Source organism: Flavobacterium sp. SORGH_AS_0622 (genome assembly GCF_030818825.1).
Taxonomy (GTDB): domain Bacteria; phylum Bacteroidota; class Bacteroidia; order Flavobacteriales; family Flavobacteriaceae; genus Flavobacterium.
Window position 1 is genome coordinate 2,286,885 of the sequence record NZ_JAUTAX010000001.1, and the last position, 13,797, is coordinate 2,300,681.

Here is a 13,797-nt window from a genome sequence, read left to right on the forward strand (position 1 = left end):
CTACCAGATTAATTGTTGTTTTTTTAGTTCGTTCATGCTAACAGATTTGCACCATTTCATAATTTCTTTACGAATTTCTGGCATTATATTGTTTTCTTCCATTTCTGTGACTATGGATAATCCTGTATTGGTTAAGCCAAAACTTATAACTCCGTTACTTTCCTTTATTACTAAATATTTTTTCTCATGCGATAAAACTATATTTTTGCGCAATGAACCAGAGATTTCCCAGGGGGAAGAAAGTAAGGTTGATAGCTTTTTTACGGAGACATTTTTCTTTACGGCATCCAATATAAACGCGATCTTTTTTAAAGGTACTGAAAGCGTTTTTCCATTAACCGAATACTTTATAATCAGCAAGATCATCAATATATTAATCTGATCGTTGTCTTGATATCCTTCAAGAATCTTGATCTTATTTCCTTTTATTGTTATTTTTTCATTCATTACCTAAGATGCTTAAACTACAATCTGCAATCCATTCACTAATTCCATAAAATGCCAAAAGTTTTACATCCGAGACAGAAAAGACAGAACCTAAACAATCACGTAAGTAACTTTCATATTCATTTTTAATCTTTGTAACTCCAAGACGCGCCTCCATTTTATCATTGGCATAGATATTTCTATCTTCTAGATCATAAACTCGGTAGGCATCTTTATAGAGAGCAAACAATTGTTCATTATTACGTAACTCAACAGTAATGTATGCTTTACCAAGAAGCAGTTTTTTTATGATATGCCTTTTGTTTTTTTCTAATTGATCTTCAGGATATACATTAGGAAGTTTATCATTGATATAATCGAGCTGCGGTTTATTAATATCATTATTCTCCCATTCAGTAATTGCATCCTCATCAATAGCATCAAAAATAGCTTCTAAGGAACTTGCGTTCAGGGCTGCGTCAAAATTTAGTTCCTCAGAATCCATTATTGGAAGTTCTATGCCTAAAATATTAAGAGCAGATAAAGCCGTTACACTTACAAATTGAATTTGGCCGTCATCTCCTTTATTTGGAATTTCTGTCATGACTCCTGCGCAAATTAGCTCCTTATGATTTTCAATAAATAAGCCGGAACCTGACCATCCGCCTAACCAGTCACTGCCAGAGCTATATGTATTGTTAGTTAAAAGAGCCTTATCGACATCGCATAGGAAATGATAGGCAATTTTATCACAATCTGAGTTGAAAGTTAATTTTCTATGAGTCACCGAAGTTTTAGAGCTTTCATACTTTCCACGAAACATTAGCGAATGTGCTGGGTTTTTTGGAATTGAGCAGAATTTAGGGCATGTGAAATTTGCTAGAGCCGATTTGCAATCTAATTTGAGAATTATAATATCATGCTCTTTTGCTTGTTCATGATTTCCCACCAATTCTATAACTGGATGTGCAAGACCAGTATGATCTACGACTTTCCAATTTTCTAGGGCAGGTGAGTGCTCAAATTTTTTTCCAAATAAATTATGACTTGCTGTTAAACATAGGAGATCTTCATTCCATGGGAAAATTACTGAACTTCCAATAAATTTGCCATCTTTATGAATTAGTCCCGTTGTGGTATTTAAATTACTCATTCCTCGGGAAAATTTAAAAATTGGATTACTTGAAAATCTAAATTAAGAGTTTCTTGTTCTTCGCGCGTTAAAAGTTTGTCCAATGGCAGAGCGTAATTCGAATAAATTGTAATCGGATAGTCATCTGAAATTCGGCCATAGGTGCTTATCAATATTAAAGTTTCTCTTGAAGGATGGTAATAAGGCCCGCTTCCGTCCGTCGAGATCAAATATTTTGAACATTTTATTCTCTCTAATAAATCCTTTGTAGTATTATGTTTGGAGCCGTGGTGGCTTATCTTAAATAAGTCAATTTCTAGCTTATACTCTTTTGTATGCCCTTTGCGTTCTAATTCATCACATATGAGTTGTGGGTTAGAATCACCTAGAAATAAGAGTCTAAAATCTTGATATTCTAGTATAAAGGCGATTGAGCTGGCATTGAGTAAATCTATTTCCCAATCGTGTGGTACAGGTTGATTAGATAGAATGTGATTTCTTTCAATTAATAATTCGTCACGTACAGCTACCATGTTGTTAACTTGGTTTCTTGCTTGTTCATATTGTTGATAAATTTCATTGGCATTCCATTTAGATATGAGTCTATCAATAACTTCTTTCTTTGGAGAGAGAATCTGAAGTTTTAGTCCATGCATGGTAATTGAATTATCGTTATACTGGTCTAAATAGAGAGGTGTGCACTGTATGCCACGAGAAAATAAAAGTTCCTCCAGCTTTACGCCATGGTCAACTCCAACTAAATCGGAATCAGAAGGCGCAAAAACAAGCTGTGGAGTATTCATAAAAACTCTTAATGCAGGATTAAGTGTGGTTTCCTTATCGCTCAACCATTTAAAAAATCCTCCAACATGATCATAATCTACATGAGTTACAAGTATAGTGTCGTCCTTACCAAAATCTTGAACTATGGATTTAAGAAATCGATAGGTATTTTGGTTTCCCGCATCAATCAGAAGTCGATGTCGACCTTCTCCATTCCAAGTGAGCAAAAAACTATCTCCTTTTCCGGCACGAAAACAATCCAGCTTTAACATTGCAAATAATTTAAAGTACAGCCACTCATTAATTGTTTTATGTATTTATTCTGCATAATTAAAAGATTAGTTGGTTTAAAAATACAAAAAATCACTTCTTAATATTCTATACATTAAGATTAGACTGTTTTTTTTTATACTTAATAGAATTCAATTAGCGTTTTTTTTATTAATCAGCTAACTTTTTCAAATTCTTTATATACCAATACGTTTTTAATAAAATCTCACTAATAAGGTTTTAACTATCATATTTTTACTCGAAAGAATTTATCTCATTAAATTTTTGAATGAGTAGTAAAACTATTGATTTTGAATTTCGAGGGTTAATATAAATGAAATCAGGTATTTTTACTTGCTCCTAATTACTTGTTAATTTTGAAAGTTAGTGTTGTAAATTTTCCAAGTGAATGTTTTTTAAAAGAACGGATGGTTGTATTATAAATAAGTCAACGGTTATTAGCTAAAATAAAAAAGCCTGCAAAAATGCACTGAACTAGAGGACGAACGGTAAAATTTTAGGTATTTTTTATAAAAAAAAAATATTCAGCCAGCACTGCTAACTGATAATTTTTTCGTCAAGTTTTTCAATAATTTTAGCAAGTGCGGCAAGTGACTTATTGTATCGGGAAATCAATTCTGTCATGTTGTCCAGCAAATAATCTTTTTCCGAATTCACAGCGCGCAGATCAGTGTACAAAATAGAAATGGATGATGCAGTCTGTAGTATGCGATTATCTTTTGTAAGCTTTGCCAATTCCATCATTGCCGGATCTAAAAAATCCACCCGCATTCTGTGCATATTATAATTTGGATTTTGATTTAGGTGTGAAATAAATTGGAAGTATAAATCGAAAAAAGTTTTGTACTGTTCACTGCGATATAATTTTTGAGTATCGTTCGCAATCAGATATTTTAGACTGTTGATCTGATTATTTAATATATCCAAATCCTGATTTAATTTCTTTGTAGTTGAAGAAATGCCGTCCTGAAATTCGTCCCATTTATTATTCAGGTGCTGAAAGTTATGGCTCAGCACATCAATAAAGCCGTGTATGTGATTTGAAATCTTTGCAGCTTTATTGTACTGCTCCTGAACTTGGGCATCACTGCTGAAAAGCTGCTTATACCAGGGAAATTTGGTCTTATGCTCCAAATAATCCATGAGATCATTTTTGTCCAGCGAGGAGAATCGCTCGCTGTTGATCGTGGTCATTAAATCCAGAGGATCGTACCTCCATTCTCTTTTTGCAACGCTCAGCTTAAACTCCTCGATAGATTTAATCTGATGCCTTATCGGCTCCTCTAATGTTTTTAGTTCAATGTTCCATCTCTTTCCGCTTTTTTTGATTTTCTTAATGTTGATGTACCATTCGTAAAATCTGTTTAGAAAGAAACCCACAACCAAACCGGTTAATGTGGAGATTATGGGCAGCATCCTGCCGAAATTGCTGGCTGATTCTTTTTCTTTCACGATAACAATTTGTGCAGCTGGATTAATGGGTTTTGGCGAATTGCTCAATTCAATCTTAACAGTATCTAATCGTTTTCTCTGGGGACTGCTTTTGGTAATCGTTGAAGCTTCCGATTTTGTAACGTTGCTGTAGGTTTGTTCAGGTACAGCAGCAAATGATGAGATGATCAAGGCAGTAAAGTATAATTGCTTCATATTCATATTAGTTTTTGTTAATACCCAAAAATATTTATTTTATCAGGATTTGTCAGATAACTGCTGGGAGCGATAATTAGTCTCGCTATTCTTCTTTCGCTTCCAGCGTTTAAAAATCGTCATCATCATTTATGATTTCATTCTCACTCAGGATGTTTTGATTAAAGGATTTATAGATGTCATCGAGCGTTTCTTTGACTAGTTTTATTTTAGAATCAGTATCAGCTAAGGAGTGTTCATCATCATACTGGATTTCCAGCTTGTTATCCAGCTCTAGCAAGTCAGTCAGTTTTAAGATTAGTGGATTTAGGTCAATATCTCCTGTTGTTGTTAAATCAACCGACGGAAAGGAAAGCGTTCCATCCTGCGGATCGAAATTAATCGTGATTTTATTCTGTTCTATTATATTGGATACTATTATGTTCATAGCTTAATTATTGTATTATTTTTTTAATATTATATTTTCTGGCTCTCTGTTCAAAAATATATTGGCCTCCATCCAGTACATTGCAAATTTCCTTTTGGTGGTCTTTTTCCTCCAGTACGAATTGCTCGTATTCAATGATATTCTCATTGTTGGTGCACATGATGACGTTTTCTGCGTCTCCGTATACCACAATGGATGGATTGTGGGTAACCAGGAAGATCTGTTTTTTAAATTTTAAGTTCCTGATCAAATTGATAAGCTTGTCGGTAATGAATTTGTTGCCGAGATTGTCTTCAGGCTGGTCGATAAAAATGATTTTTGACTGACCGCTTTTCAGAATTGTTTCCAGATATTTTTCGGAATTGTAGCCGGGCGAATTGTTTTTTGAGGTGCTTTCCTCTGAATATTTGAGATATTCGTTCGGCTTATCAAATGATTCCAATATGCCTTTAATGTTGGTAAAGGTTTTCTTTGCTAGGTTTTCAGCTGAATTCTCGTTTAAGTTTTTTATTTTCACTTCCCCCAGCGCAAGCTTTGTAAGGGCTTCATATAAATTCATTCCGCTGTTTACGCCGCTGATTCCGTCAAAAACTTTTCCTTTTAAGCTTTCGGTGCTTTCCACTTCCAGTACCACGGTCACTTCTTCATTAATGGAAATTTCCTGAACTCCTCCATAGGCATAATTTTCGAAATGCCTACAGTGGTCACGGATCTGGAGTGCAATATCAAATGCATCTTTGATGTTATCTTTAAGGACTGCCAGCCTTTGATTGGATGCTTCTTTTTCCCTCCCCTTTAGATCTAGGTTGGCATTTTTGCTTATGATGACATTCTTAACTTCTTCAATGAAATTTTCTTTTTTGCTGTATTCACTTTTTAAATTCGCAAATGAGCCTTTCTTGCTTTCTACCAGTTCTCTAAAGGCCGTGATTATTTTTTGTTCATCTGGGGTAAAGGTCCAATTCTCATTAACTTCGAATTTTGCCGTGTTATCAAGTAGCATATTGATGACATCATCTGAGCTTCTAAAAGAGTCATTCCTGTTTTCAATGTTTAGAATAGTTTTGAAAATATAGCTTGAATCAAGAATGGAGACAATGTCTTTATCGTGAAACGTGAAATTGGAATTTAAAGCATCATATAATTTGCCATACAGCGAGGTAAGAATATCAATAATATTACTTAATTCCTGTTTTTTAGATTTGAAAAACTCTAAAGCCACCCTGTGGTTTTCAATTTCCCCAGATTCATTGATGAGGTCCCTTAATGATTTATTTTCAAAATAGTTGACAATATCCCCCTGATTGATATAGATAATGTCATGCGTATTATAACTGATCATAGTCTTGTAATCTTTATCCAGAAAACTTTTGACATTCGCATTGCTGATGTTTATCCCGTATTTCTCAATCTGGCTCTTTCTGTTATTGATCTTTTTTCCCAAGATATTAAACAGCAGGCTTTTGCCGCTCGAGCGGCCTCCGATAATCGCATTAAAATTTGGGCTGAAGGTTAAGGTTGTATTTTTGATAATGGGACTGTCTGTAAATTCTATGCTGTGCAGGAAGTTGTCAAACCTCTGTAAAACCTCCACTTCAGAGAACTTCTTGATCCTTGACTGTGGATCAATGAATGCAAATCGGATGGATTCAAATGATGGTTTTCCTTTTATGCAGTAAAACTGATGGTCATCTCCATCTTTATTGGTGCAGGGCTAATTATTGCAGTTATGATTGTCAGAAAAATTAAGGTAGGGGATATCGTCTTTTTCCTTAAAGTCCAAGGTTTTTATTCTGTCGAATCCCTCATTGTATATTTGCCTGGCGCTTTCTTTTACTTTTTCGAAGGCGCTCGGCATAAGAAGCACCATCTGCTGGCAGAGCTTCATGTCATAACTTTTATAAGGGTCAAGTATGCTTTTTGTATTCCCGGCATGGGGTATGAAAAAGAAATTTAAATCATTGAATAGGTCATATAAATCGTCAATAACAATAGTCCTGTCGAACATGGCAGTATTTTTTTTCGCGTAAAGTTCTTCTATTTTTTGTGAGATGGACTTAACGCTTTCAAAATCGTCATTTTCAAAAATAATGACACTGTGATAGGTGATGGGTTTGCCGGACTCAGGGACCTCGATATCAAACTCGCATCCGATAAGCAGCTTTGGATCGCCCTCGGTATAGCTGTCGTAATAATCTTTGTATGCATCAACATTTATAATATTGTGATCAGTTAATGAAAACAATTTTACATCGTTCTCAATTAATTTTTGCTTTAGGACCTGTATTTCGAAATTTCCCTGATAGTCATTTGTTTTAGTCTTTTTGCTAAAATCGGTATGAATATGTAAGTCAACTTTAAACCAGTCAGAGTATTTTTTCATTGCTTTATTTATAGGGATTAATGTATAACTATACAAATGTTTACCTTTTGGTTTAAGATCTATTATGGAAAACCGTAATTCAAGTAAAAACAATCTCAAACTTATCGATTACCTTTCACAAAATCGTACGTATAAATACTTGTTTTAACATTCTCAACAGATTAATTTTAGGCGTTTAATTATTCCAATACGATTAATAGTTCGAAATTAAAGAATCGCAGTATTAATGCTTTATTTTTTTCGATGTTTACCATAGTTCACGGGCTATTATCTTTTATTACTTCCGAGATTACTTCTACTTTTTGAGAACCAGCGAGGAAAGCGCCGGATTTTTGATTATCCTTTCCATCTCGCTGTGGATTATTTCCTGAATCTCAATTTTGATCTGCAGATAATTTTTCTGGACGATAACATTATCAGTTGTCCGTATGATCGGAATTTCTTTGTACTTATCTGTTTCTTTTTTTATTTTTTCGTGGTCGTTGATGATCTCGCAGTGAAAGGTTTTAAGCTCAATTCTGCAGTCCGGGTTATCGGCTATCATGCCTACAAATTCCCCCGAACTCAGCGAAGAAATCTTCGAAGGAGGCACTGCGGATTCCAGCTGTCTTGAACGGCTGATTGAGCTATCACTGCTGTTTATAGAGAGGCTTTCGCGGTCCTGCATTATCTTTCCGAAACGTTCTGAGAGCTGTTTGGCCGTATCCCCGTTGACCTGTCCGCAGACAATATTTCCGACTATATTAATGATCACATCAGCCTGCTCGCGGCCGTAGTCCTTACGGAGCTGGCTGAAGTCCTGAATCCCCAGACAGGTGCTCACTTTGTTGCTTCTTGCCGTTGCAATCAGACTGTCTATATTGTTGAGATAGATAGTGGGGAACTCGTCAAAAATAAGACTGCTTTTAAGTTTTCCCTTCTGGTTTACCTGTTTGATAAGGCGGCTGACAAAAAGTGAAAGCACTGCCCCGTAAGTCTGTATTTTCTGCGGATTGTTCCCCATTGAAACAATTTTCGGATCGGATGGATTATTAATATCAAGGGTAAAATCACTGCCCGACAGCACATAGTAAAGCTGTGGGGAGGAGAGTTTTGCCAGTGAGATTTTAGCCGAAGCTATCTGGCCCTCCAGCTGGTCGACTGCCTCTTGAAGAAACGCACTGACAAATGGATTGATGAGCACTTCGATCTCTTTTTCGGTTCTCAAAAGCGTGAAAAGGCTCTCGTAATCGGTCTGGATCATTTCAATTACATGTGGCAGGGTGCAGAACTCGCCATCGTTGTATTTTCGAAGGTACCAGATGACGGCTGTCAGGAAATTTATAGGGGATTCCACAAAGAAATCGCCCTGTTTTTTAATCCACTCCCGGTTGAGTCCCATAAGGATTGTGCGAGCAGATTCAGCGGCATCGGTGATGTCTGTCATTGCCGCAGGATCAAGTGGATTGCAACGGTGGGTTCTGGAGAGGTCGTCAAAATTTATGATGTAAAATTTGGGTTCCACGGCATAAAGATGACGAAATTTTAGCCAGGCATTATAGGCGATAACGGTGAGGTCGTCGAACTTAAAATCATAGATGAACATCGAAAATCCTTTGGTAATATGCTGGGTGATTATATGGCGGATTACAAAGTATGATTTTCCCGAACCCGGCGTGCCTGGAACCAGAATGCCTCGGAATGGATTTATAATGTTAATCCAGCTGCTGCGCACTTTGTCTTTGAGGTGATAGCGTGCGGGAAGGTTAACGGAATATTCGTTTTTAATCAGCCTTTCCTCCTGAGGGAAAGTTTCGTTTTCCTTATTAAAAATATCTGCTGAACTAAGCTTTCTGCGGATAATACGGGAGAGCAGGGTGCCCCCGGAAAGTGTCATCAGATAGCCCAAAGAACACAGTGAGATATATAGTACGGAGCAGACCTCAGTATCCGCAAATATTACAAAAGCCAGATAGGATCCAAAGTAAAGGAGAAGACCCATTGAGATATAATAAAAAGCAGTTCTAAAATGGAGTTTTTCATCTTTTCTTCCTTTGGCACCCATGAGGGAAATAACCAAGAGTCCGAGTGCAAAAAGCTTTGATTTATGGAAGCTGTCCAGAAGCCCCGTACGATGAATATTCTCCAGTATCCTGCAGGCAAAATCCGGCGCAAGATTCCAATGCCTGAAGGAATCGAAGCAGTAATAATAAAAATGGATGAGCAGCACTGCGATGTTCATCAGTCTTGTCATATCTAAAATTTTTCTAAGCGCCTGTTCATTTTCTCCCGTCTGCATGCTCATGATTTTTATGTGTTAATTATTATCTGACTGTCCTTTTCTCTTTCTTTTTTTTCGCTTGTTTTTAAGCTGTTTTGGAACGTAATCTGACGGCGTTCCAGGGTAAAGCACATCATCAATTATCCGCTGCACTTCCCCTGCAGAAATAAAAGAGCCGTGCTTCTGAGCGGTACCATCAGGAACTGTATGCTGCTTCGCCGAATTGGACGAATGGCCCAGACGCTGCAGGAGCCCTTTGGCTGCATATTCAGGTCCGAGACTGCTTCCGTTGAAAACGCATCTGGTGTTATGATCTATGTACGTCATGCCGTATATAAACCCCTGTTCATTTTTTCTGACAACTGCCGTAATGCCCTGGTTCGCCAGCCGCGTTTCAAGCTGTGAGAGTGTAATTGATGGGTATTTCAAAAGCAACAGATCCACCGCGTTTCGGGTTCTTTTCATGTTTATCATGCGAGAAGTTTTGGAGGCGGCAAAATTAATTTCAAGCCGGGAAAGGGTAGGCTTGGAATAAAAACGGCTGGCTTTTATAGGAACCCCGACAGTCTTTTTCTTATCATCCAGAATCTGGTAGATGAGCCCTTTATTCTGAAACATTATTGAATTTTCCTTTCCCCTTTCCGCCTTCACGTTATAGAGGTTCAATACTGCGTTCAGCTCACCCAGCGTTGTGTATTTGTAGTGAGGAATGACCGCATTGAGTACGCTGCCGATTGCTCTCTTGGAATCTATTGCCCCATATTTTATTTTTTCCGCATCAATGGCATTAATAAGCGCGGGACTCTGTTTTTTTCTCGAGTCCGCCCGAACCAGATTAAAAGAAATCTCCAGTTCTTTACGAGCCGTTTCGGACTGGTTTCTTCCAATATTGTGCATGTTAATTCTGGATCCGTCTGCCCGCACATTTATGGATGCGATATGAAGGTGCGGATGTCCCGCATCGTGGTGCTGGTAGACCAGATAAGGCTGTGTGCCGAATCCAATTTTCTCCATATAAGAAGAGGCAATCTCCATGAGTTTCTCTTTTGATAAATCCTTGTCCGAACGGTCAAAATTCAGCGAGATGTGCACTGCGCTGCGCTTGACATTTTCATTGAGCTGGAGCTGTTTTAAAAATACGCCGAGCTTAAAAGATTCTGACATTTTTTCAATATCGATGGGATAATTTCCCTCTCCGATGCACACGGCACTTCCCTGGGAAACTTTATTCTCATTATAGATGAGGATGCCTCTTATCGAGTGTCCTGTGTTTATGACTGCAACCATTTTTGGGCGAGATTTTCAATGCTTTTTTTTATTTCTTCAACCAGCGAAAAATATTTATTCCTGTCGGAATCAAAAGATAGAATCCAGACTCTTAAATCGGAAATTTCAAAAAGGGTGTGGAGCTTTTTAACGCTCTGATTGAAATTATTTCCCATGAAATTCAGCTGTGTTCTGAGCTGGATAAGCTCCTGCAGCAGCTTATCCAGCGACTCATTTCTGTACTTTAGAACAATAGGTTTTCGCAGCAGATTTCTGCGCACGAAATCACTACGTTTGCGGCAGGCTGATGCTTTGAAATTCTTATCAATAAAATCAAATTCTTCTTTGGTCAGCCGGATGTGCAGCCATCTGTTTCTGCTGCTGTTTTTGTCATCCATAATCTTTTCTTTGTCATTGTTTCAATTTCATTCAATCTTAAAGTTTCACTGCCAGCGAGTTCCGAGCAGAGGGGCAGCAAGATTTTTGGTTGTGATACAACCAGACATCTTGCTGACTGCAGAAAACCGCAGTCAGAAAGCTTCGAAAAGGCATTTTCAGCTTTTTCTAATCAGTTGATCAATACCTTTCATACCTATTAAAATTTAAACAAAGTCCATTTCAAAACCCGTTGTGAAATTCCAAAAAAAAGATAATGAACAAGCACTAACGAAATAATTGAGAGCTAAATTAGAAAAGGCAGTCATGCCCTGCAATCCTCCCCAAATTTTGAGTAGGGTAAATAGGGATGATACTTTATAATTTTACGGTGAGCGAAGTATTAATTTTTAAATGATAAATTATGATTACAGCAAATGATGCAGCTAAGGTTTTTGATACAGTTCTGAGTATCCCTGGCATGAATGAGATGGTGAAGATGGATCTTAAAATTTCACGAAAAAATGTGCTGCTTTTAAGCCATCTGATACAGGACGGACTTAAGTTAATGGAAGGATCTTCGGTTCTTCTTAAGAGCATAAGCGAGCAGGGAAAAACAGAACTGGAGAGTCTCTCGCAAGAATGCCTTCAGAAAGCAGGGCTTATAGAACTGCATGAAAAGCTTGCCGGAATCAGCGCCTCGATAAAAGACTGATTCCAAAAACAATTACAATGATTTAATGCCTGCGCGATTCTTACAAAGTGCAGGCATTTTTTTTTACGCCAGCTAAAATATAAAACTGCCTGATTTTCAAAGTTTTTGGCTTGATTTTTAAAGTATCCATAAGAATTATCTCATTTAAATTTGTAATGCATAATAAAAAGAATTTGAGCTTTAAAAGTAAAGCTTACTACAAAATATTTGAGATATGAATTCAAACGGTCCCATAAAGAAGAAAATTGTTTTAATCATATCCTATCTGTATATCTTATTGTTTGTTTATGCGGCAATAAGCAAGCTGCTTGATTTTGAAAGTTTTAAAGTGCAGATTGGGCAGTCTCCCATGCTTAGCATATATGCAGACTGGATTTCTCCTGCAGTGATCGTCATAGAACTTCTTATCGCTCTGATGCTTTTGAACCAACGAACAAAAATGGCAGCGCTATTCTTTTCTCTGGGATTAATGACCATGTTTACGGCATATATTTTTATACTGCTCCATTACAGTTCTTTTGTGCCTTGTTCCTGTGGCGGCGTGCTGGAGAAAATGAGCTGGAACACACATCTTATATTTAATATAGCCTTTGTTTCGCTTGCTGCATTGGCTATTCTATTAAACGCTAAACCGGCAGATAGCAATTCTGCCGGAAAAAGAAATCGCACTACCATTAAAACAATTTTTGGAACTATTGTGGGATGTATTCTTATGGTAGTGATTTTGTTTCTTTCCTCAGAAAAAGTTATGTACTATGATAACCCATTTATTAGACGCTACCCGCAGCACCCTGCTGAATTTAAAAAGAAAATTGATCTGGGGTATAATTCATTTTATATAGCTGGTGAATCAGACGGCAGAATATATCTGGCAAATTACGAGTACCCTTCGTACATACAGTCTTATAATGCATTGCTTAATGACAAAAGAGAAGAAAAAATAGTAATGGACCCAAAGAAAATTCCATTTAAGATGATATCGACAAAAATTCAAAGCCCTTATTTTTATCTGACAGACGGCAGCGTTCCTATCATTTTAAGAGGAAATTTAAAAAACTGGAAAGTAGACAGAGAATTAAAGGGGAGCCCATACTTTACAATTGCGCAGCCAGTAGATTCCACTAGCGTCGCAGTCAGATCCAACAGCTCAAAAAATATGCAGAATATGCTCGGGATTTTTGACCAATATACTGTTCCAAAAGCTAAGTTTAACAGAACGTTACTTCAAAAACAGGTAGACGGTATATTTGATACTGACGGTGTACTGCTTTATTCTGAAATAAGTGAGAAAATTGTCTACGTACATCGGTACCGCAACGAATTTATTATTGCTGATAAAAAGGGAAGTCTTATTCGCCGCGTTCATACTATAGACACCATATCTAAAGTAAAAATGAAGGTGTCCAAATTAAAGGAGGGGAAAAGATATGTCATGTCCACACCATCTTATGTGGTAAATGAAAATGCTGCACTGTCAGCAAATCTATTGTTTGTAAATTCAAAAGTAAAGGGCAGATACGAAAGTGACAAACTTTGGGAAACCTGCTTCATTATTGACGTTTATGATATCGAACGCAATGCTTATGTGCTGAGTTTTCCAGTTTTTCATACTGCTTCAAAACAGCTTCGTTCAATAATGGTAAATGGGAAGTATTTATATGCCGTAATTGGAACTGATTTAGTGGTTTACGAGTTAAAGAGCAAGCAGATTAAAAAATATAAGTCAAAGAATTAAAAATATACTGATCAGTATCAGGAAGGAAGATCGAACACCTGTAGAAAAAAGTAGATCCTATATAAATTTAAAATTAGAAATCATGAAAAAGTTATTTTTGAAAAACATGATGCCAGCAGCAGTTATTGCTTTGGCAGTAGGAGGTGCGTTTGCTACTACATCCATGCAGAGCGCTCCTAAAGAAGAGGCCTTCAAATGGGGATATTATCCTAGTGCAACCGCTGGCTGTAGTAATGTAAGAATCGCATGTGATGACACGCCGACTCCAAACCTTTGCCGTGTGGACGACAACAGTCCTATCGCATACGATTTGGACACAAACTGCGTGCAGCCGCTGTACAAACAAAATCCATAATA

The 13,797-nt window shown here is 37.1% G+C and carries 13 protein-coding genes; 3 read left to right on the forward strand and 10 right to left on the reverse strand.

Annotated elements, in window-relative coordinates; all coding sequences use genetic code 11:
• The 10 genes from QE431_RS09905 to QE431_RS09950 form a co-directional block, all read right to left on the reverse strand.
• A complete protein-coding gene (locus tag QE431_RS09905; RefSeq protein ID WP_307295366.1) occupies positions 1-447 on the reverse strand; it encodes a hypothetical protein in 447 nt (148 codons plus the stop codon).
• Positions 440-1,579, reverse strand: coding sequence for a hypothetical protein (locus tag QE431_RS09910; RefSeq protein ID WP_307295368.1), 1,140 nt, complete (start codon positions 1,577-1,579; stop codon positions 440-442). Before QE431_RS09910 ends, QE431_RS09905 begins: the two co-directional genes overlap by 8 nt.
• On the reverse strand, positions 1,576-2,613 hold the full coding sequence (locus QE431_RS09915; RefSeq protein WP_307295370.1) for a ComEC/Rec2 family competence protein: 1,038 nt from the start codon (positions 2,611-2,613) through the stop codon (positions 1,576-1,578). The genes QE431_RS09910 and QE431_RS09915 overlap by 4 nt, the downstream gene beginning before the upstream one ends.
• Before the next feature lie 556 nt (positions 2,614-3,169).
• Complete coding sequence (locus QE431_RS09920; protein WP_307295372.1) at positions 3,170-4,279, reverse strand: hypothetical protein; 1,110 nt, start codon at positions 4,277-4,279, stop codon at positions 3,170-3,172.
• A gap of 109 nt (positions 4,280-4,388) precedes the next feature.
• Positions 4,389-4,706 carry a hypothetical protein gene (locus QE431_RS09925; RefSeq protein ID WP_307295374.1) on the reverse strand — a complete coding sequence of 106 codons (318 nt, stop codon included), beginning with the start codon at positions 4,704-4,706 and terminating at the stop codon, positions 4,389-4,391.
• Positions 4,707-4,713: 7 nt separating this feature from the next.
• Entirely contained in the window at positions 4,714-6,300 is a 1,587-nt protein-coding gene (locus QE431_RS09930) for a hypothetical protein (protein WP_307295376.1), read from the reverse strand.
• A gap of 120 nt (positions 6,301-6,420) precedes the next feature.
• Positions 6,421-7,089 carry a PHP domain-containing protein gene (locus QE431_RS09935; RefSeq protein WP_307295378.1) on the reverse strand — a complete coding sequence of 223 codons (669 nt, stop codon included), beginning with the start codon at positions 7,087-7,089 and terminating at the stop codon, positions 6,421-6,423.
• Positions 7,090-7,384: 295 nt separating this feature from the next.
• On the reverse strand, positions 7,385-9,367 hold the full coding sequence (gene mobC / locus QE431_RS09940; protein ID WP_307295380.1) for a conjugal transfer protein MobC: 1,983 nt from the start codon (positions 9,365-9,367) through the stop codon (positions 7,385-7,387).
• A gap of 18 nt (positions 9,368-9,385) precedes the next feature.
• A complete protein-coding gene (locus QE431_RS09945) occupies positions 9,386-10,636 on the reverse strand; it encodes a relaxase/mobilization nuclease domain-containing protein (RefSeq protein ID WP_307295382.1) in 1,251 nt (416 codons plus the stop codon).
• Complete coding sequence (locus tag QE431_RS09950) at positions 10,621-11,013, reverse strand: plasmid mobilization relaxosome protein MobC (RefSeq protein ID WP_307295383.1); 393 nt, start codon at positions 11,011-11,013, stop codon at positions 10,621-10,623. Before QE431_RS09950 ends, QE431_RS09945 begins: the two co-directional genes overlap by 16 nt.
• 401 nt (positions 11,014-11,414) lie before the next feature.
• Between QE431_RS09950 and QE431_RS09955 the strand changes: the two genes are divergently transcribed.
• The 3 genes from QE431_RS09955 (at position 11,415) to QE431_RS09965 (ending at position 13,795) form a co-directional block, all read left to right on the forward strand.
• Complete coding sequence (locus QE431_RS09955) at positions 11,415-11,705, forward strand: hypothetical protein (protein ID WP_307295385.1); 291 nt, start codon at positions 11,415-11,417, stop codon at positions 11,703-11,705.
• Between the two features lie 214 nt (positions 11,706-11,919).
• Positions 11,920-13,440 carry a MauE/DoxX family redox-associated membrane protein gene (locus tag QE431_RS09960; RefSeq protein WP_307295386.1) on the forward strand — a complete coding sequence of 507 codons (1,521 nt, stop codon included), beginning with the start codon at positions 11,920-11,922 and terminating at the stop codon, positions 13,438-13,440.
• Between the two features lie 82 nt (positions 13,441-13,522).
• Positions 13,523-13,795 carry a DUF6520 family protein gene (locus QE431_RS09965; protein ID WP_307295388.1) on the forward strand — a complete coding sequence of 91 codons (273 nt, stop codon included), beginning with the start codon at positions 13,523-13,525 and terminating at the stop codon, positions 13,793-13,795.
• Positions 13,796-13,797: the final 2 nt, after the last annotated feature.